The sequence below is a fragment of the Marinococcus halophilus genome, from assembly GCF_002265875.1.
GTDB classification, from domain to species: domain Bacteria; phylum Bacillota; class Bacilli; order Bacillales; family Marinococcaceae; genus Marinococcus; species Marinococcus halophilus.
This window is the reverse complement of record NZ_NPFA01000010.1, coordinates 1-26,773: the sequence shown is the minus strand read 5'-3', so window position 1 is coordinate 26,773 and position 26,773 is coordinate 1. Positions and strand designations below refer to the sequence as shown.

Here is a 26,773-nt window from a genome sequence, read left to right as displayed (position 1 = left end):
TTGATGAACTTTAACATTCGCGGGGAAAACTTAGAGGTGACTCCAGCTCTTCGAGGTTACGTAGAAAAGAAAGTAAGTAAGCTTGAACGTTATTTTGATACGACCCCTGTGGCGGACGTCCATGTGAATATGGAAGTTCAAAACAGCGAGAAAATTTTAGAAGTGACTATCCCTATGCCGCAGCTGCTCCTCCGTGCAGAAGAAACGCATACGGATATGTATGCGGCGATCGATCTTGCGACGGATAAGCTCGAACGGCAGATTCGAAAATATAAAACGAAAGTCAACCGCAAGTTCCGCCAAAACGGCAAAACCTCGGAAGTGTTTAAAACCAACATCGAAGAATTAAACGATGAAATTGCCAATGGCGGCGTAAAAGAAGCTCCTTTGACTGATGAAGTAACAGAAGAGGACGACGGTCTTGAAATCGTCCGGACTAAACGGTTTAACCTAAAACCGATGGATACCGAAGAAGCAATCCTGCAAATGGATATGCTCGGCCATAACTTCTTTGTTTTTGCTAATTCTGTCAGCGGTGATACCTCAGTCGTGTACAGACGTCGCGACGGACGCTACGGCTTAATTGAACCGGAAGAATAAATATATGCATTTACAAGTCCTGTGCTGAAAAGCGCAGGGCTTGTTTTGGTTTTACCGCGAGCACGGGTTCTCGTTGTAACAATAGCGGAATACTGTTAAAATGTACGATGATGCTTAGAAATACAACGATTCATTTATATATGAAAAAACAGATAAATTAAGCTTTACGCACTCCTTAACAATCAAAAATTATGCGCGTCAATCGTATTTCGGCTAGATGGTACGAAAGAGAGGACGATGATTAAACCATGAGAGGTTTATTGAAGAAAGTCATTGGAGATACAAACCAGAAATATGTAAAAAAACTGGAGAAAAAAGCCGAAAAAATAGAAGCTTTTTATGAAGATGTCCAGGTTTTGAGCGATGAGGACCTTGTCCGTAAAACAGAAGAGTTTAAAGAGCGCTACCAAAAGGGCGAAAAGCTGGAACAGCTGCTTCCGGAAGCATACGCTGTGGTGGCAGAAGCGTCGACACGAGTGCTCGGCATGACTCCTTTCCGCGTACAGCTGATGGGCGCTATCGTATTAAACGATGGCGATATTGCTGAAATGAAGACGGGGGAAGGGAAGACCCTCGTGGCCACCATGCCGGTTTATTTAAACGCAATTACCGGCAAAGGCGTGCACGTTGTTACGGTCAACGACTACCTGGCCAAGCGTGACAGTGAAACGTTAGGGGAGCTGTACCGGTTCCTCGGGTTGACCGTCGGCCTGAATTTAAAAGACATGAGTAAAGAAGCAAAACGGGATGCTTACCTGGCTGATATTACGTATGGAACAAACAACGAGTTCGGCTTTGACTACCTGCGGGACAATATGGTGCTGTATAAGGAACAAATGGTGCAGCGGCCGCTGCATTTTGCGCTCGTGGATGAAGTTGACTCGATTTTGATCGACGAAGCGAGAACACCGCTGATCATTTCAGGCTCGGTGGAGCAGTCGACCAAACTGTACGCTGCGGCGAATGTGTTTGTGAGTCGGCTGAAGGAAGAGCGGGATTATACGATCGATGAAAAAACTAAAACAGTGCTTTTGACCGACGAAGGCGTCACGCGGGCAGAAAAAGCTTTTCAAATCGAAAATCTGTACGACCAGCAGCACGTGCAGCTGCTGCACCATATTAACCAGGGGCTGAAGGCCCATGTGACGATGCACCGTGACGAGGATTACGTGGTTCAGGACGGTAAGGTTGTTATTGTGGACCAGTTTACCGGACGTCTGATGGCCGGCCGCCGGTACAGTGAAGGCCTCCACCAGGCCATTGAGGCGAAGGAAGGCATGCGGGTACAGAAAGAAAGCATGACGCTCGCATCAATTACGTTCCAGAACTACTTCCGCATGTATCAAAAGCTCGCCGGCATGACCGGGACAGCGAAAACGGAAGAAGAGGAATTCCGCAATATTTACGGCACGGATGTTATTTCAATTCCGACCAATAAGCCGGTGGTCCGTGAAGATAAATCCGATTTGATCTTTAAGACCCGGGAAGCAAAATACCGGGCGGCAGCGGAAAAGATCGCTGAACTGTACGAAACCGGCCAACCCGTGCTTGTCGGTACGGTAAACGTGGATACGTCAGAGCTGATCTCACGCTATCTGAAAAAGAAGAACGTGCCTCATAACATCCTGAATGCAAAAAATCACGAAAATGAAGCGAAAATTATTGAAAATGCCGGTCAGCGGGGAGCCGTCACCATTGCGACCAACATGGCCGGGCGTGGGACTGACATCAAGCTCGGGGACGGCGTCGCTGATCTTGGTGGACTGTTTGTCATTGGCACCGAGCGGCACGAAAGCCGCCGGATCGACAACCAGCTCCGCGGCCGTTCCGGGCGCCAGGGAGACCCGGGGGCTTCCCAGTTTTACCTGTCAATGGAAGACGAGCTGATGCGCCGGTTTGGCTCTGATAACATGCGCGGCATGATGGAACGCCTGGGCATGGAGGAAGACCAGCCGATCGAAAGCAAGCTCGTCACCCGTGCAGTGGAACAGTCACAAAAGCGGGTGGAAGGAGCCAACTATGACTCCCGGAAACAGATCCTGCAGTACGACGACGTTATGCGTGAACAGCGTGATATTATTTATGCCCAGCGGATGGAAGTGCTTGAGTCTGACAATCTGAGAGGCATTGTGCTCCGTATGCTGGAATCTACGGTGAAAAATATCGTTGCGGCTTATACGCCGGTGGAACAGGTGCCGGAGGACTGGGACCTTGAAGGCATGCTTCATTATCTGAATACGACCGTACTGAACGAGGGCGACTTGACCGAGCAGGATGTGAAAGGCCTCGAACAGGAAGAAGTCGTTGAAAAAGTATGGGAAACAGCAAAAGGCAACTATGAAGCAAAAGAACAGGAATTTGACGAAGAATCCATGCGGGAATTCGAAAAGGTGCTGCTTCTCCGTTCGGTCGACCGGAAGTGGATGAACCATATTGATCAGATGGATCAGCTTCGCCAGGGCATCCACCTGCGGGCCTACGGCCAGAACGACCCGCTTCGGGAATACAAATTCGAAGGCTTTAACATGTTTGAAGACATGATCGCCTCGATTGAAGAAGAAGTAGCCACGTACGTAATCAAATCAGAAGTGAACGAAGAGAATCTGCAGCGCCAGGAAGTCGCTAAAGGAAAAGCAGTGCGGCAGGACGAGCAGGAAGCAGAACAAGAACAGCAGAAAAATAAGAAGAAAACAGCGCCGGCAAACGGGAACCGGAAAATGCCGGTGCCGAACAAACGGTAGCAGTATACGAGAAACGGCAGCATGAATCCCCGAAGTGCTCAGCTTCGGGTTTTTTCCTTGCCACCTACATTCAGAAAGGAGATTTCTTACATGGATATGGCAGAAATTCGAAACGAACTTGAAAATATGGCTAAGCGATTAGCGGACTTTAGGGGGTCTCTTTGACTTCGAAGTAAAGGAAGAGCGCATCAGCGAACTCGAAGAAAAGATGACCCACCCCGGCTTCTGGGACGACCAGGATGCTTCTAAGAAAGTTATTGATGAAAACAATGCATTAAAGGATATTACTGAAGGTTACCGTCGTCTTGAAGAGCAGCATGAGAACCTGGAAGTATCCTACGAGCTTGTGAAGGAAGAAGACGATGAAGATTTAAAAGAAGAGCTCGAATCAGGCACAAGGCAGTTGAAAAAAGACATTAACGATTTTGAACTGCAAATGCTTCTCAGCGAGCCGTACGATAAAAATAACGCGATCCTGGAGCTCCATCCCGGTGCGGGCGGTACCGAATCCCAGGACTGGGCGTCCATGCTGCTTCGGATGTACACCCGCTGGGCAGAAAAGAAAAACTATACGGTGGAAACCCTGGATTATCTTCCGGGGGACGAAGCCGGCCTGAAAAGCGTCACCATGATGATCAAGGGCTACAACGCCTACGGCTTTCTGAAAGCAGAAAAGGGCGTGCACCGGCTCGTGCGGATTTCACCGTTTGACTCTTCAGGGCGCCGGCATACCTCCTTTGTCTCCTGCGAAGTTATGCCGGAAATGGAAGACTCCGTAGAGGTGGAAGTGCGGACGGAGGATTTAAGAATCGATACGTACCGGGCGAGCGGGGCCGGCGGTCAGCACGTAAACACCACGGATTCCGCAGTGCGGATTACCCACCTGCCGACAAATATCATCGTCACGTGCCAAAACGAACGGTCCCAGCTGAAAAACCGGGACCAGGCGATGAAAATGCTGCGGGCAAAGCTGTATCAGCGCCAGATCGAAGAACGTCAGCAGGAAATGGATGAAATCCGCGGGGAACAGAAAGAAATTGGCTGGGGAAGCCAGATTCGTTCCTACGTGTTTCATCCGTACAACATGGTGAAAGACCATCGGACCAATGTCGAAATGGGCAACACGCAGTCAGTGATGGACGGCAACCTGGATCCGTTTATCGATGAATACCTGCGGGCGAGCATGAAAGTATAACAGAAGGCAAAATCAGCAGCCTGCGTTCGCGCAGGCTCTTTTTACGTCAAACTAAAAGGAGGAACTAAAGTGGCAAACCGAAGAAGAAAACCAATGTCAAAAACAGCATTGAAATGGGTCAACGGGTTCCAGATCTTTACTGGAACGGCTGTAGTAGCTGTTTCATATAACGCTTTTTTACTGCCGAACTCGATTGCATCTGGAGGAGTAAGCGGTTTGGCGACCCTGCTGGAGGCCGCACTGAATGTAGAGCCGGCGGTAACAATCGGTATCACCAATGTCCTCCTCTTCATCCTTGGTCTCCTGCTTCTTGGGGGACTTCAGTACGGTGCGAAAACGATCATCGGAACGCTTTTTTTGCCGTTTATTGTTTATTTCACCAGGAACTGGGACATTGGAATTGATGACCCGCTGCTTGGCGCGTTATTTGGCGGAATCGGAGTAGGCTTTGGGCTCGGACTGGTTTTTCGAGCCAGCGCTTCGACCGGAGGCACAGATCTTTTAGCTCAAATCATTCATAAATACGCCGGGGGGACGCTCGGTACCTCGGTCTTTATTATGGATGGACTGATTGTTACGGGCTCGGCATTCATTTTTGGCCTGGAGTTCGCGCTATACGCCCTTATTTCGTTATTTGTTACGGGAAGAACCATTGATGTCGTGCAGACCGGGCTGGGCTATGCGAAGGTAGCGTTTGTGATTACGAAGCATGAAGAAACGGTTCGCAAGTCTATTTTAAAAGAAGTGGATCGCGGGGTGACCAAGCTCGAAGGACGGGGAGGCTTTACCGACGATTCACGCCCCGTACTGATGTGCGTTGTTAACCGGGGGGAAGTCACCCGGCTGAAGCGCGTGATTCAGCTGCAGGACCCCGAAGCATTCGTAGTTGTAAGCAATGCTTCAGAGGTGCTGGGCCAGGGATTTGAAAATCAGGGCAACTCTGTGTAAAAAAGCGGCAGCGCCAACATTGTGTTTCGGAACCACAGAAGTTCATGCTACACTAAAGAAAAGTGGAAAGGCGTCGATAGGAGTCTTCTCTGGCTGTCAGTTCTCTGCCTGGAACTGCCGAAAGGCAGGGAAGGCAGAGGAAGACAACGGAAGAAGCGACTGCGCCTTGAAACTGGACAGCAAGAAAAGCGCAGAGTGTTTGTTCACCACCGGGGACGACTCGCCGTTTTCAATCGGCTTGAGACGAAGTCGCAAACGAGTTGAAAATGCGAATGGACCCGGATGGTAACACTCGAAGCTGGACGAAAAGAAAAGCGCAGAGTGTTTGTTTAAATTGGAGGAACAGCCCGCGCAGCTGATTCCTCTTTCATATAGTCTATGGTTTGGTTATGACTTTAATAAAGCTGGAGTGAAATAGATGAAGAAAAACATCAAAGTGACGGCAGCAATTCTGGTCACAGCAGCGGCAGCCGGGACCGGGGGTGCAGCCGTAGGTGCTTCTGTCTGGGGAGAGGAATCAGGCGCTTCCTCATCTGCGCTGTCCGAATCCGGTTCGGACAGTGGAGCGCAAAACGTGTCAGAAGAGGACTTAAACAAAATCAGTTCAGTGTATGATCTGATTGACTCCGAATACATGAGAGAAGTGGACGATGATGCGTTGGTGCAGGGGGCAATCGAAGGAATGATCGGAGAACTCGATGACCCTCACTCCAGCTACATGAGCGAAAGCACAGCACAGGAATTTACGCAGTCGCTGGATTCGTCCTTTGAAGGCATCGGGGCTGAAGTAAATAAATCGGGGGATGCAGTAACGATCGTTTCACCAATCGACGATTCCCCGGCAGAAGCCGCCGGACTGCAGCCCAATGATGATATTTTGGAAATTAACGGAGAAAGCACTGAAAACCTTGAACTTAATGAAGCGGTTCTGAAGATCCGCGGAGAAAAAGGAACGAACGTGAATCTCACTGTACAGCGCGGAAGCGACGAGCCTTTTAATGTTGAAGTGGAGCGCGACGAAATTCCGATCGAAACCGTAGAAGGTGAAGTGATTGAGCAGGACGGCGAAAGCATCGGTTATTTGAATGTCTCGTCATTTTCTGAAAATACAGCCAATGAATTCGAAACCCAGCTCGAACAGGTGGAGAGTGAAAACATTGATGGCCTGGTGATCGATGTCCGCGGAAATCCAGGTGGATATTTAAACGCGGTGGAAGATATCGGCAGCATGATTATCCCGGGCGGCGAGCCCGTGGTGGAAATTGAAGACCGTGAAGGCACGATTTCAGAAGTGACCTCCTCTTTAGAGGAGAACAAAGACTATCCGGTAGTTGGTGTGATTGATCAGGGAAGTGTGTCTGCTTCTGAAATTCTGGCAGCTGCGATGAAGGAGTCCGGAGGCTTTGAACTAGTAGGGCAGACGACCTATGGCAAAGGAACGGTGCAGCAGGTAATGGAGCTTGATGATGGAAGCGATGTGAAGCTGTCTGTCTCTAAATGGCTGACTCCGGATGGAAACTGGATTAATGAAGAAGGCGTGAAGCCGACCATTGAGCAAGAGCAGCCCGACTATTTCCAGGCATCTATTTTATCCATTGATGAAGCTCTGGAGCCGGATACGACCGGTGAAAACATTGCTACCGCACAAACGCTTTTAAAAGGAGCCGGGTTTGACCCGGGACGTGAGGACGGGTACTACAGCAAAGAAACAGAAGCAGCGGTACAGGATTTCCAGGAGGAACAGAAAGATTTGGAAGCCACTGGGACACTGACGCCGGAAACAGCAGATGCGCTGAATGATTTTGTGCTTGAAAATGTCCAGAACAGGGACAACGACAAGCAGCTGCAGCGCGCGCTTGATACAGTCACAGAACAATAAATGAAATCTGAATGATAACGGTGGCCGGGGCCTGCCCGGTCCGAAGAAAAGGGGGAAATAGTGGATGCAGGGAATAATCGGTGAAATTGGTCCTGCGTTAGCGTGGTTTTTTCTGAACCCGCTGACTTACATAATGATAGCAGCTATGCTTATGACTGGTTATCTCCGGGTGAAAAGAGAGCGGAAAATGTTTCATGCAAAAATGTATCCAATGCTGATGGAATTGACGATGAGTGTTATTCCGGCGATAGTAATTGCTGCTTTTGTTTCTGTTATTACTATCGTTACGGGCATTTCACTGCCTCTTGGAGCAGTCCTGCTTGCGATGGTGCTCAGTGCTCTTTTGGCAGTGTCAGGACTGCACCGCTTACTGACAGCGCTGCACGTCTGGGGAGGGGCATTTTTGGCTGCCCTTGCTTTGGATGCTGCCGGGATAGCGGTGCCTTTTTTCTCCGCTGGGTCATGGCTTGGAAACGGCTTTGATGCTTTTTCCCTGATGGTCTGGCTTGCAGTGCTCACGCTTGCCGAAGGCATTTTGGTTGTCTGGAACGGGGTGAAGTTTTTTTCTCCGCTTCGGACAGTAAGCCGCCGCGGCAAGCCGATCGGCGGCCAGGTCACGCACCGTCTCTGGATGCTCCCTGTATTTTTGTTTATCCCGGGAAGTGCTATAGAGGCGGGAGGCTGGTGGCCGCTGCTTCCTGGAGGTGCGGCTTTTTCCCTTCTTTTACTTCCGGCAGTAATCGGCATACGTATGAAAACCTTTGATCGTTTGGCGGCCGTGCAGGTGCGCTCTGCCGGCTGGTGGATTATAAGAATATCAGTCCTTACCGGTGCCGGGGCAGCACTTGCTTATTTTTACAGCGGATGGGCCGTGCCGGTAATGGTGGCCGTGCTGATTCTGCTGCGGGAATGGGTAACCATTGCTGCCGGCAGCTCAGCTAAAAGCAATTTTCTTTACACTCTCCGGGTCGACGGAATCTCAGTACTTGCTGTACTGCCGGAGTCTCCCGCAGACCGGATGCACATTAAAGCGGGAGAAGTCATTCGCCGGGTGAACAGCGAAAAAGTATATGATGAAGCAAGCCTGTACCGGGCTGTGCAAAAAAATTCCGCCTACTGCCGGCTGGATGTGGAGGATATTAACGGAGAACTCCGTCAGGCACAGGCGGCGCTTTACAGTAATCAGCATCACCAGCTGGGCATACTCATGATTAATAAAGAACAAACTGCGCCGGAAAACATGCATACGGCCCAGTAAAACAGAACCCCCTCCCGGGTTCTGTTTTTTTGCATAGGGACAGGGGAAGTGTCGTTTTCTTTGCAATTGCCGGGGAGTGGAGTACAATAATAACAGCGAATATACGTTCGTTTTTATGTTGTTTCTTTCCAATCTTCATGTGGTATATAGTAAATAGACATATGACCGGAACGCAGACAGGAAGTGAGGGACTACTATGAACGAAACATTTGAACTGGCGAGTAGATACAATCCGGAGGGCGACCAGCCGCAGGCGATTGAAAAGCTGGTTCAAGGACTGAAGGACGGCAAAAGATACCAGACACTGCTTGGCGCGACCGGAACCGGTAAAACGTTTACCGTTTCCAATGTGTTAACAGAAGTGAACCGGCCCACGCTTGTTATGGCTCACAATAAAACACTCGCCGGGCAGTTATACAATGAATTTAAAGAAATGTTTCCAAATAACGCCGTGGAGTACTTTGTAAGCTATTATGACTATTATCAGCCGGAGGCCTATGTGCCGCAGACAGACCAGTTTATTGAAAAAGACGCGAGTATTAACGATGAAATCGACAAGCTAAGGCACTCGGCGACGAGCGCCTTATTTGAGCGCGAAGACGTTATTATCGTCGCCAGTGTATCCTGTATTTACGGGCTTGGTTCCCCGGAAGAGTACCGGGATCTCGTGCTTTCGCTTCGGACCGGCATGGAGATCGAACGGGACCAGATTCTCCGGAAACTCGTGGACATTCAATACGAGCGTAATGACATTAATTTTGTGCGCGGGACATTTCGCGTGCGCGGGGATGTCGTCGAAATTTTTCCGGCTTCAAGAGATGAACATTGCATTCGTGTTGAAATGTTCGGTGATGAAATTGACCGGATCACCGAAGTGGACGCCCTGACTGGTGAGGTTATTGGTGAACGCTCGCATACTGCAATCTTCCCGGCTTCCCACTTTGTGACCCGGGAAGAAAAAATGGAGCGTGCCATTAAAAATATTCAGCAGGAGCTTCAGGAGCAGCTTGAAAAGTTTCGGGCGAACGGCCGGGAGCTTGAAGCCCAGCGGCTTGAACAGCGGACCAATTACGACCTTGAAATGATGCAGGAGATGGGCTTTTGCTCCGGCATTGAAAACTATTCGAGGCATTTGACTTTCCGGAACCCCGGGGATGCGCCTTATACATTGATTGACTATTTTCCGGATGACTTTTTGCTAGTGGTGGATGAGTCCCACGTAACGCTTCCACAGGTGCGCGGCATGTACAACGGGGACCAGGCGAGGAAGCAGGTGCTCGTGGACCACGGGTTCCGTCTTCCGTCCGCGATGGACAACCGTCCGCTGAAATTTGATGAATTTGAAGAGCGGATTAATCAGGCAATGTTCATTTCTGCGACACCGGGGCCGTATGAGCTTGAACACGCACCGGAAGTCATTGAGCAGATCATCCGCCCGACCGGCCTGCTTGACCCTACGGTGGAAGTGAAGCCGATTGAAGGCCAGATCGATGATTTAATCGGCGAAATTCATGAGCGCCGGGAACGGAATGAGCGGGTGCTTGTGACGACGCTCACGAAAAAAATGGCCGAAGACCTGACCAACTATTTAAAAGAACTCGGCATCCGGGTGAAGTACTTGCACTCGGACATTAAAACACTTGAACGGATCGACATCATCCGCCAGCTCCGCCTCGGCCAGTTTGATGTTCTGGTCGGCATTAACCTGCTCCGGGAAGGGCTGGACATCCCGGAAGTGTCGCTGATTGGTATTCTGGATGCAGACAAAGAAGGCTTTCTGCGTGCGGAACGCTCCCTTATTCAGACAATGGGCCGCGCCGCCCGGAACGACCGCGGGCATGTTATTATGTACGCAGACAAAATCACCCGTTCGATGGACGTGGCGATTAGTGAAACAAACCGGCGCCGTGAGATCCAAATAGCGCACAACGAAAAATACGGCATTACGCCGAAAACAATCCAAAAAGAAATCCCTGCCCTGATTCAGGCTACGGTCAGTTCAGAGGATTCCTCGGATATTGATAAACCAGCTCTCGATAAAATGAGCAAGAGCGAGCGGAAGAAAGTCATTGACCAGATGGAAGACGAAATGAAACAGGCAGCGAAAGACCTGCAGTTTGAACGCGCAGCGGAACTGCGCGATATGGTATTAGAACTTAAAGCGGAAGGATGACCAACGAATGGCAGCAGATAATATTAAGATTCAGGGAGCAAGGTCCCATAATTTAAAAGATATTGACGTGACAATTCCACGGGACCAGCTGGTCGTCATGACCGGGTTATCCGGCTCCGGGAAATCTTCGCTTGCCTTCGATACGATTTATGCTGAAGGGCAGCGCCGTTACGTGGAATCATTGTCGGCTTACGCCCGCCAGTTCCTGGGTCAGATGGAAAAGCCCGATGTTGATTCCATTGAAGGACTCTCCCCGGCCATATCGATTGACCAGAAAACTACAAGCAAGAACCCGCGTTCCACGGTCGGCACCGTGACGGAAATTTACGACTACCTGCGGCTGTTATTTGCCCGTGTCGGTACACCTTACTGCCCGTACCACCATGTGCCGATTACCTCCCAGACTATTTCACAGATGGTCGACCAGATGATGGCTTACGCTGAACGGACAAAAATGCAGATTCTCGCTCCGGTTATTGCTGGCCGGAAGGGAGAACACGTGAAAGTAATGGACCAGCTGAAGCAAAAAGGGCTGGTGCGTATTCGTGTGGACGGAGAAATGCGTGACGTTGGAGAAGAAATCAAGCTCGATAAAAATAAAAAGCATGATATTGAAGCAGTGGTAGACCGCGTTGTTATAAAGGACGGGGTCGAGTCCAGGCTCGCAGACTCCCTGGAAACCGCCCTTGAACTCGGAGAAGGGAAAGTACTTATCGATGTTGTTGGTGAAAAGGAAATGCGGTTTAATCAGCACCATTCCTGCCCGGAATGTGGCTTTTCCATTGGGGAGCTCGAACCAAGAATGTTTTCCTTTAACAGTCCGTATGGCGCCTGCCCGACCTGTGATGGTCTTGGCAGTAAGCTTGAAGTGGACAGCGACCTAGTCGTTCCTGACCCGGATCGCACGCTCCGGGAACACGCTATCGCCGTATGGGAGCCAATCAGCTCCCAGTATTATCCGCAGCTGCTCCGCTCGGCATGTGACCATTTTAATATTGATATGGACACCCCGTTCAAGGATCTCTCGGCAGAGCATAAGAAAATACTGCTCGAGGGCAATGGCCAGCAGAAAATAACCTTCCGGCACAAAAATGAGCGCGGCCAGGTCCGTGAGCGCCAGATCTACTTTGAAGGCGTGCTGAACAACGTTTCCCGCCGCTATCGTGAGAGCGGGTCGGATTTCACCCGTGAACAGATGCAGCAGTATATGAGCAACAAGCAGTGCCCAACGTGTAAAGGCCACCGCCTGAGTCTTGAAGCGCGTTCTGTGCTGGTGGGAAATATTCACGTTGGGGAATTGACGGATCTGTCGATTCAACAGGCGTATACGTATATAGAAACTATCGAGTTAACAGAAAAAGAAATGGAAATTGCCCGCTTGATTCTCCGTGAAATCAATGAGCGCCTCGGCTTTCTCATTAATGTCGGTCTCGATTATTTAACCCTGAGCCGTTCCGCCGGCACCTTGTCAGGCGGTGAAGCGCAGCGTATCCGGCTGGCGACCCAGATCGGTTCGGCGCTGATGGGGGTTCTATATGTGCTTGATGAACCTTCAATCGGACTGCATCAGCGGGATAATAACCGGTTGATACAGACGCTGCAGAACATGCGCGACCTCGGGAACACGCTGATTGTTGTCGAGCACGATGAGGACACTATGCTTGCCGCTGACCATATCATTGACATCGGTCCCGGGGCCGGCCGCCACGGTGGTCAGATTATCGCAGAAGGAACGCCGGAAGAATTAAAGGAAAACGACGATTCCCTGACCGGCCAGTATCTGGCCGGGAAAAAATTCATTCCGCTCCCGACTGAACGCCGCAAGCCTTCCGACCGCTGGCTGAAAGTGAAGGGCGCGGTGGAAAACAACTTGAAGCGGACGAATGCGGATATTCCGCTCGGCCTGCTAAGTGCGATCACCGGGGTTTCCGGTTCCGGAAAAAGCACACTGATTAATGACATTTTATATAAAGTGCTTTCACAAAAGCTTCACCGCGGTAAGCAGAAGCCGGGCGCGCATAAAAGCGTGGAAGGCATCGATCAGCTTGAAAAAGTAATTGATATCGACCAGTCGCCAATTGGACGGACGCCTCGCTCAAACCCTGCAACCTATACAGGTGTGTTTGATAATATCCGTGAAGTGTTTGCTATGACCAACGAAGCGAAAATCCGCGGTTACCAGAAGGGACGCTTCAGCTTTAACGTCCGTGGAGGGCGCTGTGAAGCATGCAAAGGCGACGGTATCATTAAAATAGAAATGCATTTTCTCCCGGACATTTATGTCACGTGCGAAGAGTGCGGCGGTCAGCGCTACAACCGCGAAACGCTCGAAATTAAATACAAAGGTAAAAATATTGCTGATGTGCTCGAAATGACTGTCGAAGAGGCAGTCGGCTTCTTTGAAAACATTCCAAAAATCCGGCGGAAAATTCAAACGTTATATGACGTTGGTTTGGGGTATATAAAACTAGGACAGCAGGCCACGACACTTTCCGGCGGAGAAGCCCAGCGCGTAAAGCTTGCTTCCCAGCTGCACCGCCGTTCTACAGGCAAATCCCTTTATATCCTTGATGAACCGACGACCGGCCTGCATGTGGATGATATCGACCGGCTGCTCAAGGTACTCCAGCGGCTCGTAGACAACGGAGATACTGTTTTAATCATTGAACACAATCTCGATGTCATTAAAACAGTGGATCATATCATCGATCTTGGCCCGGAAGGCGGAGCAGGCGGCGGCAAAATTGTGGCTACAGGCACGCCGGAAAAAGTAGCGGAGTCAAAGGCCTCCTATACTGGTTATTATTTAAAGCCGGTGCTTGAAAGAGAAAGAGACCGTATGGCCAGGCAATGGGAAGCATCAGAAGAGGCGGCCCATACCCCTTCATCGTAGAAGAATTGACTGAAACGGATAATGTTGTTCTTCGTATGTAATAGGAAGCAGCAAGCCAAAACGCTACGTGCCGGTTTTGATATATTACCGAAGGAGGAACACGAAATGGATGAAGAACGTCAGCGAATACTGAAAATGATGGAAGACGGCATTATCTCGCTTGAGGAAGGAGAGCGTCTGCTCCGGGCTAAAGGGTCAGCCCCGTCACCGGAAGCTCAGGAAGGTGGCAAAGAAGACGGGAAAGGCGGCTCTTCTGAATCCCGGAGAAGCGGCGCCTATCGGACAGACAAAAAAGCGGGCGGCAGCCAGAAACGAAAAAGCAAGGAAGATCCGTTCGCGATGCTTTCGGGGTTTTTCGACCATGCACTTGACCGCGTTAAACGGTTTGACCTCGATTTTAATTTTGGGCCATCTGTAGATTTTCAGCATACGTTTGAACATGATGAAAGTGAGATTCGTTCGCTCGACACGTTTATCCAAAATGGAAGCCTGATCTGCCAGAGGTGGGAAGGGAGCACCATTCGCGTTGCCTGCCAGGTGAAAGCTTATACAGAAGAAGACGAAGATTCAGCACGGCGCGAGTTCATCGAAGGCACTGACTTTGATTCCCGAAGCGGCAAACTCCGCTTTGCTTCAAGATCCGGCAATTATAAAGTCCAGGCGGTTGTCTACATCCCGGAGAAATCACTGGACAAAATGGATGTCTCCACGTTTAACGGGGATATCCGAATCGATGGCGTTCAGGCAGATAATCTGTACGTGAAAGCAAGCAACGGTGCGATTACAGTACTGCACGCTTCTGCTGGTTATCTGGCAGTGGAAACAGCCAATGGCACGGTGGAGCTGAAGGAGGGGAGAATCGGCAGTGCGGACGTTAAAACGTGGAATGGCTCGATTCACTACGACGGATCGCTCACAGATATTGAAGCAGAGGCGTTGAACGGAGCGATTACGGCCCGGTACACGTCAGTAAGCGAGAGAAGCCGGGCGCTTCTTTCCACAACAACGGGCAGCATCAAAGTGATTGCGCCGAGGGAGATCCGCACGGAGGGCGTCCTCCGGACAAACGTCGGCAATTACAAGTGCCTGCTCGATAATATCGAAGTGAAAGAAGAAAAAAGCGAGTTCATGCAGAAGTATTACCAGTTTGTCTCCAACTCGGAATCGGCTCCAACGCTGCGGCTGGAAGCTTCGGCAAAGACAGGAACCATTACTGTGCAGGACCATGAATAAAAAACTGAAAGGGTGATCAGATTGGCAAAGAAAAAGTTGTACAAATCCCGTGACGACCGGAAATTGACAGGTGTATGCGGTGGGTTGGCAGATTACCTCGGCTGGGATTCCTCTTTAATACGAATCATAAGCGTTGTGCTTGTTATTCTGCCCGTCACTTCCTGGGTGCTGCTGATTTATCTCGTGCTGGCTATACTTCTGCCAAATGAAGAGGATGCCGTTTCCTGATGGGCTGTTTAGTACCGTTTATTGTTAACACCATTGCGCTAATGGTAGTGGCCGGGTTTTTCCCCGGATTTTCCATAGACGGCTTTGGGGCGGCCATCGCAGCCGGACTGGTGTTGACGCTGATCAATCTTGTGATTCGGCCGCTTTTAATCTTTTTCACCCTGCCGCTTTCCGTGGTGACATTCGGTTTGTTTATTTTTGTCATCAATGCCTTGATGCTGATGCTTACGTCAGCAGTTATGGGAGAAGCCTTTAACATGTCCGGCTTTGGCATGGCTTTTCTTGCCGCTGTTGTGATCGCGGTTTTAAATATGCTGATGTATAACCTTTTTGTAAATCCGCTGAGCGGAAGAAAAACGTAATCTTATTCGTGCTGCAGGAAGAATAATGCACAAAAAAGGCCCGCTCACCGGCGGGTCTTTTTCATGCAGCGGCAAAATTGAAATCCCTCGGCGCAGGTTCCATCTTCTTTTGAAAACGTGCTACAATAACAACGTACGAGAAGAGGAAACAAACATATTCATAATACAACGGACCGATTTTTTTGAGGGAGGCAGCACGATGGCAAAAGTGACGGCAACGGATTTACAGGAGCGTTTTCAATTAGAACTGCTCGCCGGAGGAGAAGGACTGTACCGGGCAATAACCACAAGCGATATCTCCCGCCCGGGGATTGAAATGGCCGGCTTTTTTACATATTACCCCGCCCGGCGGCTGCAGCTGCTTGGACGTACTGAGCTTTCTTTTTTTCAACAGCTTCAGGATGCAGAAAAGCAGGAGCGGATGGAAAAGCTGTGTACGTATGACACTCCCGGCATTGTAATCTCGCGGGGGCTCGTGGCTCCGCCGGAGCTGATTGAAAATGCGGAAAAAACCGGTGTTCCAATCATGCGATCGCATCTGGCAAGCACGCAGCTGATCAGCCAGCTGACGAACTATCTGGATACCAAACTGGCTAAATCTACGGCTATGCACGGGGTTCTGGTGGATATATATGGCATCGGCGTTTTGATTACTGGAGCAAGCGGTGTGGGGAAAAGCGAAACCGCCCTGGACATCGTGCGCCGGGGCCATCGCCTTGTAGCGGATGACTCTGTTGAAATCCGCCAGCAAAATGGCGATACTCTTGTCGGAACAGCACCAGAGCTGATCCAAAACCTGCTTGAAATTCGCGGTCTTGGCATTATCGATGTGATGACGCTGTTTGGCGCAGGCGCTGTACGACCGTACAAACGAATCTCGCTAACCATCCATCTCGAACTATGGGATGAACAAAAGGCCTACGACCGCCTTGGGCTCGATGAAGAAACGCTCCAGGTGCTCGATACGGAAATTCAAAAGCTCACTGTGCCAGTACGGCCAGGCCGGAACCTTGCTGTTATCATCGAAGTAGCAGCGATGAATTTTCGGCTGAAGCGGATGGGCGTAAACACAGCCCAGCAGTTTTCCGATCGTTTGAAACAAATGATCGATGACGGCGATAAAGAAGAATTTTAACGAATACACATCTAGCAGACAGGAGTGGCAGGGGATATGATTTATTCATCGATGCAGCCGATTGACCGGATTGCCTTTGAGGTTGGGTCTGTACCAATTTACTGGTACGGGATACTCATCGGCCTGGGCGCTCTGCTGGGATACATATTAGCTTCCTACGAGGCGAAAAAACGGGGGCTTCCAGAAGATATTTTTGCAGATCTGCTTATTTTTGCCATACCAATTTCAATTATCTGTGCCCGTTTGTATTACGTGATCTTCGAATGGGACTATTATGCCCAAAACCCGGGCAGTATTCTGGCTGTGTGGGAAGGCGGCCTTGCGATCCATGGCGGATTGATTGGCGCAGTGCTTACGGGTATCGTTTTTTCAAAAATCAAGCGCGTTTCTTTTTGGAAGCTTGCAGACATCGCTGCGCCGAGTATTATTTTAGGCCAGGCGATCGGCCGCTGGGGTAACTTTATTAACCAGGAAGCCCACGGCGGTGAAGTGAGCCGTTCGTTTTTAGAAGGGCTGCAGCTGCCTGAATTCATTATTAACCAAATGTACATTGAGGGTGCCTACTATAATCCGACATTTCTATATGAATCACTTTGGAATATTGCAGGGTTTTTACTGCTTTTGGGGCTGCGCCGGGTTAATCTCCGACGCGGAGAATTGTTTTTAACGTATGTTATCTGGTATTCCTTCGGACGCTTTTTCATCGAAGGCATGCGTACCGACAGCTTAATGCTGTTCGATACGATCCGGGTGGCGCAGTTAATTTCGGTGCTCTTGATAGTAGCAGCCGTGAGCCTGATTTTATACCGCAGGCAGGCAGGCCTTGCCAAAGCAAGATACTTAAGTAAAGACGGGCCCGGCATATAAGGAAGAAAGCGAAAGGGGAAGCACCATGACCAGATGGAATACACTGCTGTTTGATTTAGATGGCACGCTGATTGATACCAATGATTTAATCATTTCTTCTTATGAGCATGTGCTGACGTATTATGCGCCGGACCAATATAGCAGAGATGACATCATCAGCTGGATCGGGGTACCGCTGGCAGACAATTTTTCAAGCATCAGCAGCAATCCGAGCCAGGTGGAACAGATGATTGATACCTATCAATCCCACAACCTGGCGAACCACGAAACGCTCGTCCGCGAGTACGACGGAGTATACGATACTATCAAGACGCTCCATGAACGCGGCTTTTCTCTTGGTATTGTGACGACAAAGCGGAAGGAAGCGGCGGTCAAAGGAGCGGAGATGCTCGGGCTCCTTCCTTTCTTTTCGACGTTCGTTACGGTGGATGATGTCACAAATCCCAAGCCGCATCCAGAACCGCTGCAAATAGCCATGACACAGCTGAACGCCCGTCCGGAGGAAACTATCATGGTCGGTGACAGCCAGTTTGATATTCTGGCCGGGAAAAATGCGGGGGTACGTACAGCGGGAGTAGCATGGACCATCAAAGGCGCATCATTTCTAAAAAATTATGAGCCGGACTGGATGCTCGCCAAAATGAGTGACCTGCTTGATATTGTCGGTGAAACAGAAGAATGAGAAAAACAGACCGTTATTTCCCGGGCAATAACACGAATGCTCTATGGCAGATGTACCGGACAGTGCCGTTTTTGAAGGCGTTCAAAAACACGGCCATTATCGAAGTTTCCCGGGCGGTTCCGTTTGTGTCTGTGAAGCGGTGGATGTACCGGCAGCTGCTCGGGATGCAAATAGGTGAAAAAACAGCGCTTGCCTATAAGGTGATGCCCGATCTAATGTTTCCCGAGAAAATCCATATTGGCAGCAACTCCATTATTGGCTATCAGTCGACGATCTTAACACACGAGCATTTAATTGATGAATACCGGCTCGGTGACGTCGTGATCGGAAATAAAGTTATGATCGGCGCCAATGTGACCATCCTCCCCGGAGTGACTATCGGAGACCGGGCTGTCGTGGCAGCAGGAACCGTCGTGCACAAAGACGTGCCCGCGCGGTCTTTTGCCGGAGGCAGTCCGATGCGGATAAGAACATAGGCTTCAAGCCGGCTTTCATAAGAGCCGGCTTTTCTCTTTTCTTGTGAGCGAAAAAGCTGATAGAACAGCTGATATTGTTATAATGAAAGCAGAAATGGAAAATTGACGGTGTAAAAAAAGATGTGTAAACTATGATTATTCTTTATTTTGTTAGTACATTAGCGAACTAAAGCACCGTGAAAAGAAAAGGAGAGAGAGTATGAGTAAGCTTTTTATGTTTGAAAAGCCGCTCGGTATGCGGGATGCGCTTCCGGGGTATTTTCAGACAAAACGGAACGTACAGCGGGTCATTAACGACGAATGGGAAAGCTGGGGGTATCTGCCTGTCGAAACGCCGACCCTGGAATATTATGATACGGTCGGGAGCGCCTCGGCGATTCTTGACCATCAGCTCTTTAAACTGCTTGACCAGCAGGGGCGGACGCTGGTGCTTCGCCCGGACATGACGGCCCCGATTGCCCGGGTCACAGCCTCGGGACTGCAGAACCAGCATTTTCCTATCCGTTTGGCTTATCATACTAACGTCTTTCGCGCGCAGCAGCTCGAGGCCGGGCGGCCGGCAGAGTTTGAACAGCTTGGGGTGGAGTTGATTGGAGATGGGACTTCGAGCGCGAACGGCGAAGTCGTTTCTCTTATGATTGAAGCTTTGCGAAAAACCGGCCTGACCACGTTTCAAATCACGGTCGGGCATGTCGGTTACGTGAATGCGTTGCTTGAAGAAGTGCTCGGTAACGATGAGCGGGCCGATGACCTTCGCCGGTTTTTATACGAAAAAAACTATGTCGGCTACCGCCAGCATGTAGAAAATCTTCCGCTTTCCTCGTTGGATAAGAAAAAGCTGAACAGCCTGCTGCGTCTGCGAGGCGACTGGCGGACGCTGGATGAGGCCGTGAACCTGGTCCAGACTCCGGCAGCAAGGGAAGCAGTCGAGGAGCTGCAGGAGATGAAAGCGGTGCTTGAGCACTACGAGCTGTCCGATTACATTAAGCTCGATTTTAACTTATTTATGCATATGAGCTACTATACCGGCATTGTATTTGAAAGCTACGGCAACAATCTGGGTGTGCCGCTCGGGAGCGGCGGCCGCTATGATGAACTGCTGCAGCAGTTTAATCGTCCGGCCCAGGCTGTCGGATTCGGTCTCCGGCTTGATTTGCTTGTTGAGGCACTTGGCCTGACTGGGGCGGTGCCGTCGCAGACGTGTATTTTGTTCAGCCCGGAGCGCCGCCCGGAAGCGGTGGATCATGCGCGTAAGCTCCGCGAAACCGGAAAACGGGTCGTGCTCCAGGATATCCGAGGCGTAGAGGACGTGGATCAGCTGAGTGATTCCTACGAAGATGTCATATCCATGATCGGAAAAAAGAAGGAGGGAGCGGCGCATGAATGAATGGCTGACAATCGCGATGCCCAAAGGACGGATTTTCGAAGAAGCGGTACAGCTTCTCCGCAAAGCCGAATTCCCTATTCCGCCGGAATTTGAAGAGTCCAGAAAGCTCATCGTTGATGCTCCGGAGGCAAATATGCGCTTTATCCTGGCGAAGCCAATGGATGTGCCCACCTACGTGGAACACGGGGTGGCAGACATTGGGGTGGCCGGTAAAGATACGATGATCGAAGAAGAGCGCGACGTATATGAAGTGCTGGATCTCCATATCAGTGCCTGCTACCTGGCAGTAGCAGGACTGCCGGAGTACGAGAAGACGGATGTAAATCCAAAGGTAGCTTCAAAATACCCAAATCTGGCGACGCAGTATTTTAAGCAGCAGGGCGAACAGGTGGAAATTATTAAATTAAACGGCTCTATTGAACTGGCCCCGCTTGTCGGCCTGGCAGACCGTATTGTAGACATTGTTTCCACCGGGCAGACGCTGAAAGAAAATGGTTTAATAGAACTTGAAACGATTGTGCCGATTACGTCCCGGCTGATCGTCAATCCGGTAAGCTATCGTTTAAAGGATACCGTCATTGATGATCTGGTGGAGCGTGTTGCCCAGGTGATAGGAGTGGAAGAACAATTATGATGAATGTGACCCCTTTGGATAAATCAGTAACACTCGAGCGCACCATTGAGGGAGGCACTGAAAAGCAGCGGGAATCAGTGGCCTCGATTATTGAAAAAGTGCGGGAAAACGGAGATAAAGGCCTCATGGAACTCACCGAGATATTTGACCGCGTTACGCTCGATGAGCTGTTTGTCCAGCAGGAAGAAATAGATGAAGCATACAACCAGGTGAATGATACAGAGCTTGAAGCGATCCGCAAAGCGATTGAAAACATAAAGGATTTTCATCAGCGTCAGCTCCGGCAGTCCTGGATGGTAACCAAAGAAGATGGGACGATGCTCGGCCAGCGGATTATCCCATTCGACCGTGTCGGTATTTATGTGCCGGGAGGAAAAGCAGCATATCCCTCCACCATTATGATGGACGCCATTCCGGCGATCGCTGCAGGCGTAAAAAGCATTACGATGTGCTCGCCTCCCGGTGAGGACCAGCGTCTTCATCCAATGGTGCTCGTCACTGCCAGCGAGTTGGGGATTGAACGTATCGTGAAGGTCGGCGGTGCCCAGGCGGTAGCCGCGCTTGCCTACGGAACAGAAAGCGTGCAGAAGGTGGATAAAATCGTTGGCCCCGGCAATATCTATGTAGCGCTGGCTAAGCGGGAAGTGTTCGGCCAGGTGGCGATTGACAGCATCGCCGGGCCGAGCGAAATCGTCGTGCTTGCTGATGAAACAGCCCGTGCCGATTATATTGCAGCCGACATGCTTTCCCAGGCGGAGCATGATGAGCTCGCCTCGGCTGTTCTTGTTACCACCTCGGAGGAGCTCGGCAGGAAAGTGGCGCAAGAGCTTGAGCGTCAGCTCGAAGATCTTCCGCGTAAAAAGATTGCTGAAGAATCTCTCGATAAACACGGAGCCATTTATGTAACGGAAACGATAGCTGAAGCAGTGGACGCTGTGAACCGGCTTGCACCGGAGCACCTGGAAATCATGACGGCCCGGCCCGAGAACCTGCTCGGCTCCATCCGCCACGCTGGAGCTGTCTTTTTAGGGCCGTATAGTGCCGAGGCGGTCGGGGATTATTTTGCCGGTCCGAACCACGTGCTTCCGACGAGCGGAACAGCACGGTTCTCGAGTCCGCTTGGTGTCGACGATTTTGTGAAGCGTTCAAGCGTGATTTCCTACAGTAAAGAAGCACTCGAGGATAACGGCGAATACATCTCTGCGATCGCCCGGATTGAGGGCCTTGAAGCACATGCACGCGCAGTGGATATCCGGAAGGGGGAAAAGTAATATGGCAGAACGCAGAGGAAGCGTCGAACGCACGACGGGAGAAACATCTATCCGGCTGCAGTTTGGCATCGATGGCGAAGGGGACGGGGTCATACAGACGAACGTGCCGTTTATGAGCCATATGCTCGATCTGTTTAAAAAGCATGGCCATTTCTCCCTTGACGTGCAGGCCGAAGGCGATGTAGAAGTGGACGATCACCATACGACAGAAGATATTGGTATTTGCCTCGGAGAAGCCTTCATGCAGGCGCTTGGAGATAAAAAAGGTATCCGCCGCTACGGCCAGGCGAAAATTCCAATGGATGACGCCCTTGCGGAAGTTGTCGTGGATTTAAGCAACCGGCCGCATCTTGAATACCGGGCAGATCTTCCCGCGGCTAAGGTAGGGACGTTTGACACCGAGCTCGTACATGAATTTTTATGGAAATTTGCGGTGGAGTCCCGGATGAATCTGCATATAATTGTTCATTACGGGCACAACACTCATCATATTATCGAAGCGATCTTTAAAGCGATGGCACGTGCCCTTGATGAAGCGACACAGCTTGATCCAAGAGTGAAGGGCGTTCCTTCCACTAAAGGAATGCTATAAAAAAGGAGTGGAACACGCGTGATAGGAATAATCGATTACGGCATGGGCAACCTGTACAGCGTGAAAAAAGCCCTGGAGCGACTCACCATCCCTTATTTTGTGTCCGAGGATACAGAGGAGCTTGCGGAAGCAGACGGGTTAATTCTTCCCGGCGTTGGAGCTTTTCGGGATGCCATGAATTTAATCCGGGAAAACGGCCAGTTTGAATTTATTGAACACTGGGCGGCTGACGGCAAACCGCTGCTTGGCATCTGCCTCGGCATGCAGCTGCTGTTTGAAGGCAGCGAAGAACATGGGGACACAGAAGGGTTCGGCTTTCTGCCGGGTTATGCCCGCAGGTTCTCCGGAAAAGACAGCCAGGGGCGAAAACTGAAAGTGCCACACATGGGATGGAATTCGCTCACGTTTCATCAGCCGGATCACCCGCTGCTGAAAAATGTGGAAGAGGGCCATGCTTATTTTGTGCATTCCTACGTGATTGAAACCGCCGATCCGGACGTGCTGCTTGCCACCAGCGATTACGGCGAGGTAGTGCCGGCGGTGGTCGGCCGCGGCGAAATTATGGGTACGCAGTTTCACCCTGAAAAAAGTAGTACAGTCGGTATTGGAATGCTTGAAAACTTCGGCGCGATCGTCCGCGAAAGGAGCGGAGCTCATGAGTGATTTTATTGTATACCCGGCAATTGACATCCGTAACGGCAACTGCGTACGCCTTTTTCAGGGCGATTACAGCCAGGAAACCGTTTATGGAAATTCGCCATTTGAGATGGCAGCTTCGTTTGCGAAGGCGGGCGCGGAGTGGATTCATATGGTCGATCTTGACGGGGCGAAAGAAAAGCGGCGCATCAATCATGCTGACGTCGTTCGCGCCGCTCAGGAACTTGACGTCCGCGTTCAAGTCGGAGGCGGCATCCGAACGGCAGAGGACGTGGACTATTACTTAGCAAGTGGAGTGGACCGGGTAATACTGGGCAGTGTCGCCCTTCAGTATCCGGATTTTGCCCGTAAAATGCTTGAGAACCATGGCAGCCGGATTGCGATCGGTCTCGACGCCAGAGACGGGTATGTTGCTGTCAACGGTTGGCTCGACACCTCTGAGGTTACGGCTGTGGAACTGGGACGGGAAATGGCTGCCCACGGAGCAGAAACGTTTATATTTACCGATATTTCAACCGACGGCACGATGTCCGGACCGAACGTGGAGGCGACGAAACAACTCGCAGAGGCGACCGGCGTGAACGTTATCGCTTCGGGGGGGATCGGCACAATGGAAGACGTACGAAACCTCGCGGACAAGCGGGATAAAGGGATCGCCGGTGTTATTGTCGGAAAAGCGATATACACCGGCAAAGTAGATGTGGCAGAAGCCGTGAAGGAGGTACAGTAATGCTCACGAAACGGATCATTCCATGTCTGGATGTGAAAGAAGGAAGGGTAGTGAAGGGCACGCAGTTTGTAGAACTGCGGGATGCCGGTGACCCAGTGGAGCTCGCGGGGTTTTATGATGAGCAGTGGGCGGACGAGCTGGTGTTTCTCGATATCTCAGCCTCACATGAAGGCCGGAAAACAATAATAGATGTCGTGGAGCAGGTGGCTGCAACCATTGCCATTCCTTTCACGGTCGGCGGTGGTATCAGCTCGGTCGATGACATGCGCAATATGCTCCGCGCAGGCGCAGATAAGGTTTCGCTCAACACGGCTGCGGTGAAAAACCCTGAACTGATTACTCAGGGAGCCACCTATTTCGGCTCGCAATGCATCGTCGTAGCGGTTGATGCGAAGTACGATGAGTCGATTGGCTCTTGGAGAATCTACACGCATGGCGGCCGCACGCCGACAGATTGGGAAGTGACCGACTGGGTTAGAGAAGTCACCGCCCGGGGTGCAGGGGAGATTCTTCTGACAAGCATGGACCAGGACGGAGCCAAAACCGGCTTTGACGAAGCTTTGACGCGAACGGTCAGCGAAGCGGTGGATGTGCCTGTTATTGCTTCGGGCGGAGCCGGGGCCAAGGAGCACTTTGTAGATGTGTTTGCAAAATCAGGGGCAGACGCGGCGCTTGCTGCTTCGATCTTTCACTACAAAGAGACATCGATTGAAGAAGTGAAAGCCTTTATCCGGGAGAGAGGAGTCTTAGTACGATGAATGTCGACGAATTAACATTTGATGAAGCAGGCCTGATTCCGGCCGTAGTCCAGGACGCTATTAGTAAAGAGGTTCTGACGCTTGCCTATATGAACAAAGAATCGCTGCAGAAAACAATCGATACAAAGGAAACCTGGTTTTACAGCCGGTCCCGCCAGGAACTATGGCATAAAGGGGAAACATCCGGAAATAAGCAGCAGGTATCAGACATCCGGTATGACTGTGACAGCGATGCCTTAAACGTGCTTGTCGAGCCAGCAGGCCCTGCCTGCCATAAGGGAGATTACAGCTGTTTTTCCCGTTCGCTGCTGTCGGAAGAAAAGCAGTCAGCCGATGGCCGGCGGTTTGCAATTATTAATGAACTTGAACAGGTGATTGCCACCCGCGAAGCTGAAATGCCGGAGGGCGCCTACACGACGTACTTGTTTACCGAAGGCGTGGATAAGATTTTGAAAAAAGTCGGTGAGGAAGCCGGTGAAGTAATCATTGCTTCCAAAAACCGGGATCACAAAGAACTCAGCTGGGAAACCGCTGATCTTCTGTACCATCTGCTAGTACTGCTGAGGGAACAGAAGCTCCCGCTTGACGATGTGCTGCAGGTGCTTGAAGAAAGACATCGTTCATAAAAAGACTATTATCAAAAATGACCGTCCTTTTCGGGCGGTTTTTTCTATAGGCTTCTTCTGGCTATTATAGTGATGGGTGAACTGCTAAGAGTTTTCATGAAGCAGGGGGCGTGTTATAATGTCACAATTGATAAGGAACGTGAAAGAATCAGGGAAAACAAATGAAGGAAGGATGAAAGGAATTGGGCTCAAAACAAAAAAACGAAGACGCAATTATTCCTTTCTTGCAGTCAGGTGAATACTTCTTTCAGCGGGGCGTGGTGGCTTATCAGAAAAATCACCTGAAGCGTGCCGTTCTCTTTCTGGAAAGAGCTGTAGAGCTCGAGCCTTCCAAAGGATTGTTTCAATGCCAGCTTGCTGCAATATACACAGATATGGAACGATTTGAGCGCTCCAATGATATCCTGGACCGGGTACTTAAAGACATCGAGCCGGAGCGCTCTGAATGCTATTTCTTTCTGGCCAATAATTACGCCTTCCAGGGTAATTTTGAAAAAGCAGCAGAAACAGCCGGGTATTATATGAAAATCGCGCCGGAAGGAGACTTTGCAGAAGAAACGAAGGAACTGCTCGAAATGATTAAAGAAAACGAGCCCGGGCTCCTGGAGCATCCAGGCGATATGACTATTTATGAACGGGCAGTAGAACAAGCGGCTAAAGGCCGGGTGCAGGAAGCCCAGGAGCTGTTTGAAGAGCTTTTGGAACAGGAGCCCGATTACTGGGCAGCGTACCACCAGCTGGCAAAACTTCATCAGCACCGTGGAGACACACGGCAGGCAGTGCAGCTTTTAGAAAAAGTTCATCAGGAAGGTGCTTACGTGCCGGCAAGCTGCCAGCTCGCTGCGTTGTATGAAAGCCTGGAGGATCATGATCGTGTAAAAGAAATAATGAAGGTGCTGACAGCAATTCTTCCGCTCGACCGGGAATCCCTGCACTGGATCAGCGCCGTTTGTGCCTATCTCGGGTATTATGAAGACGCCTGTCGTTATGCCCGGCTTTATCATAAGCGATTTGTGATCGAACGCGGATCGGTTGCGTTTTATCACGGGGCGGCGTTATATTTGCTCGGAGAAACGGGCCAGGCGGCAAAATGGTGGAAGCAGAGCCGCCAGCTTGATCACCCGGAAGTGAAAGAGCTCTACCGGGAATATGAACAGAATACACTGACCGAGCAGCGGGTAAGGGAATTAGTACAGGATGATTTCCAGCAGTAAGCAGACTACTGGACGCTGAAAACCGGCTGCCATACAATAAATACAGATGCCATAAGACAGTGATATTTAAAATAAGGGGAGTGGCCTTTATGACGGAAGAACGAATTTATGATGTGATTATCGCGGGTGCCGGCCCGGCCGGCATGACGGCGGCCGTGTACGCCTCGCGGGCGGAAATGGATACGCTCATGCTTGAGCGCGGCGTGCCCGGCGGGCAGATGGCCAACACCGAGG

General features: G+C 50.6%; 25 protein-coding genes. All 25 read left to right on the top strand.

The features are described 5' to 3' along the window. Window positions 1–3: 3 nt before the first annotated feature. On the top strand, window positions 4–600 hold the full coding sequence (hpf, locus tag CHL76_RS11170; protein ID WP_079475474.1) for a ribosome hibernation-promoting factor, HPF/YfiA family: 597 nt from the start codon (window positions 4–6) through the stop codon (window positions 598–600). 248 nt (window positions 601–848) lie between these two features. Then, the gene (gene secA, locus CHL76_RS11165; RefSeq protein WP_079475475.1) at window positions 849–3,341 is read left to right on the top strand and encodes a preprotein translocase subunit SecA; all 2,493 of its coding nucleotides are present in this window, start codon (window positions 849–851) and stop codon (window positions 3,339–3,341) included. 90 nt (window positions 3,342–3,431) lie between these two features. Further along, a protein-coding gene (prfB, locus tag CHL76_RS11160; RefSeq protein ID WP_143745413.1) for a peptide chain release factor 2 occupies window positions 3,432–4,536 on the top strand; the annotation gives its coding sequence in 2 pieces (ribosomal slippage) (window positions 3,432–3,503 and window positions 3,505–4,536; 1,104 coding nt in all). A gap of 69 nt (window positions 4,537–4,605) precedes the next feature. Beyond that, window positions 4,606–5,484, top strand: a complete 879-nt coding sequence (locus CHL76_RS11155; RefSeq protein WP_371862270.1) for a YitT family protein — start codon at window positions 4,606–4,608, stop codon at window positions 5,482–5,484. A 418-nt stretch (window positions 5,485–5,902) separates the two neighbouring features. Further along, window positions 5,903–7,363: a S41 family peptidase gene (locus CHL76_RS11150; RefSeq protein WP_094908600.1), complete on the top strand. Its 1,461-nt coding sequence runs from the start codon at window positions 5,903–5,905 to the stop codon at window positions 7,361–7,363. Window positions 7,364–7,427: 64 nt separating this feature from the next. Next, the gene (locus tag CHL76_RS11145) at window positions 7,428–8,621 is read left to right on the top strand and encodes a PDZ domain-containing protein (RefSeq protein ID WP_094908599.1); all 1,194 of its coding nucleotides are present in this window, start codon (window positions 7,428–7,430) and stop codon (window positions 8,619–8,621) included. A gap of 196 nt (window positions 8,622–8,817) precedes the next feature. Continuing rightward, entirely contained in the window at window positions 8,818–10,794 is a 1,977-nt protein-coding gene (uvrB, locus tag CHL76_RS11140; protein ID WP_079475478.1) for an excinuclease ABC subunit UvrB, read from the top strand. Window positions 10,795–10,801: 7 nt separating this feature from the next. After that, entirely contained in the window at window positions 10,802–13,687 is a 2,886-nt protein-coding gene (uvrA, locus tag CHL76_RS11135; RefSeq protein WP_094908598.1) for an excinuclease ABC subunit UvrA, read from the top strand. Window positions 13,688–13,792: 105 nt separating this feature from the next. Next, complete coding sequence (locus CHL76_RS11130) at window positions 13,793–14,920, top strand: DUF4097 family beta strand repeat-containing protein (protein ID WP_158219158.1); 1,128 nt, start codon at window positions 13,793–13,795, stop codon at window positions 14,918–14,920. Between the two features lie 21 nt (window positions 14,921–14,941). Beyond that, a complete protein-coding gene (locus tag CHL76_RS11125; protein WP_094908596.1) occupies window positions 14,942–15,148 on the top strand; it encodes a PspC domain-containing protein in 207 nt (68 codons plus the stop codon). Further along, window positions 15,148–15,510 (top strand): phage holin family protein, encoded by a 363-nt coding sequence (locus CHL76_RS11120; RefSeq protein ID WP_079475482.1) that lies wholly within the window; start codon window positions 15,148–15,150, stop codon window positions 15,508–15,510. Before CHL76_RS11125 ends, CHL76_RS11120 begins: the two co-directional genes overlap by 1 nt. A 199-nt stretch (window positions 15,511–15,709) precedes the next feature. Further along, the gene (gene hprK / locus CHL76_RS11115) at window positions 15,710–16,645 is read left to right on the top strand and encodes an HPr(Ser) kinase/phosphatase (RefSeq protein ID WP_079476989.1); all 936 of its coding nucleotides are present in this window, start codon (window positions 15,710–15,712) and stop codon (window positions 16,643–16,645) included. A 36-nt stretch (window positions 16,646–16,681) separates the two neighbouring features. Next, on the top strand, window positions 16,682–17,512 hold the full coding sequence (lgt, locus tag CHL76_RS11110) for a prolipoprotein diacylglyceryl transferase (RefSeq protein WP_079475483.1): 831 nt from the start codon (window positions 16,682–16,684) through the stop codon (window positions 17,510–17,512). 25 nt (window positions 17,513–17,537) lie between these two features. Further along, window positions 17,538–18,194 (top strand): pyrophosphatase PpaX, encoded by a 657-nt coding sequence (ppaX, locus tag CHL76_RS11105; RefSeq protein ID WP_079475484.1) that lies wholly within the window; start codon window positions 17,538–17,540, stop codon window positions 18,192–18,194. Next, a complete protein-coding gene (locus CHL76_RS11100) occupies window positions 18,191–18,670 on the top strand; it encodes an acyltransferase (RefSeq protein WP_094908595.1) in 480 nt (159 codons plus the stop codon). Before ppaX ends, CHL76_RS11100 begins: the two co-directional genes overlap by 4 nt. A 199-nt stretch (window positions 18,671–18,869) precedes the next feature. Continuing rightward, window positions 18,870–20,057 carry an ATP phosphoribosyltransferase regulatory subunit gene (locus tag CHL76_RS11095; protein WP_079475486.1) on the top strand — a complete coding sequence of 396 codons (1,188 nt, stop codon included), beginning with the start codon at window positions 18,870–18,872 and terminating at the stop codon, window positions 20,055–20,057. After that, window positions 20,050–20,691, top strand: a complete 642-nt coding sequence (hisG, locus tag CHL76_RS11090) for an ATP phosphoribosyltransferase (RefSeq protein WP_094908594.1) — start codon at window positions 20,050–20,052, stop codon at window positions 20,689–20,691. Before CHL76_RS11095 ends, hisG begins: the two co-directional genes overlap by 8 nt. Further along, on the top strand, window positions 20,691–21,962 hold the full coding sequence (hisD, locus tag CHL76_RS11085; protein WP_094908626.1) for a histidinol dehydrogenase: 1,272 nt from the start codon (window positions 20,691–20,693) through the stop codon (window positions 21,960–21,962). Before hisG ends, hisD begins: the two co-directional genes overlap by 1 nt. Before the next feature lies 1 nt (window position 21,963). Beyond that, complete coding sequence (gene hisB, locus CHL76_RS11080; protein ID WP_079475488.1) at window positions 21,964–22,554, top strand: imidazoleglycerol-phosphate dehydratase HisB; 591 nt, start codon at window positions 21,964–21,966, stop codon at window positions 22,552–22,554. 18 nt (window positions 22,555–22,572) lie between these two features. Next, the gene (gene hisH / locus CHL76_RS11075) at window positions 22,573–23,217 is read left to right on the top strand and encodes an imidazole glycerol phosphate synthase subunit HisH (protein ID WP_079475489.1); all 645 of its coding nucleotides are present in this window, start codon (window positions 22,573–22,575) and stop codon (window positions 23,215–23,217) included. After that, the gene (gene hisA, locus CHL76_RS11070) at window positions 23,210–23,941 is read left to right on the top strand and encodes a 1-(5-phosphoribosyl)-5-[(5-phosphoribosylamino)methylideneamino]imidazole-4-carboxamide isomerase (RefSeq protein ID WP_079475490.1); all 732 of its coding nucleotides are present in this window, start codon (window positions 23,210–23,212) and stop codon (window positions 23,939–23,941) included. Before hisH ends, hisA begins: the two co-directional genes overlap by 8 nt. Then, window positions 23,941–24,699 carry an imidazole glycerol phosphate synthase subunit HisF gene (gene hisF, locus CHL76_RS11065; RefSeq protein ID WP_079475491.1) on the top strand — a complete coding sequence of 253 codons (759 nt, stop codon included), beginning with the start codon at window positions 23,941–23,943 and terminating at the stop codon, window positions 24,697–24,699. Before hisA ends, hisF begins: the two co-directional genes overlap by 1 nt. Next, a complete protein-coding gene (gene hisIE, locus CHL76_RS11060; protein WP_079475492.1) occupies window positions 24,696–25,325 on the top strand; it encodes a bifunctional phosphoribosyl-AMP cyclohydrolase/phosphoribosyl-ATP diphosphatase HisIE in 630 nt (209 codons plus the stop codon). The genes hisF and hisIE overlap by 4 nt, the downstream gene beginning before the upstream one ends. A 182-nt stretch (window positions 25,326–25,507) precedes the next feature. After that, window positions 25,508–26,539, top strand: a complete 1,032-nt coding sequence (locus CHL76_RS11055; protein WP_079475493.1) for a tetratricopeptide repeat protein — start codon at window positions 25,508–25,510, stop codon at window positions 26,537–26,539. An 89-nt stretch (window positions 26,540–26,628) separates the two neighbouring features. Next, the coding region (locus CHL76_RS11050) for an FAD-dependent oxidoreductase (RefSeq protein WP_143747454.1) at window positions 26,629–26,773 on the top strand (145 nt) is incomplete at its 3' end.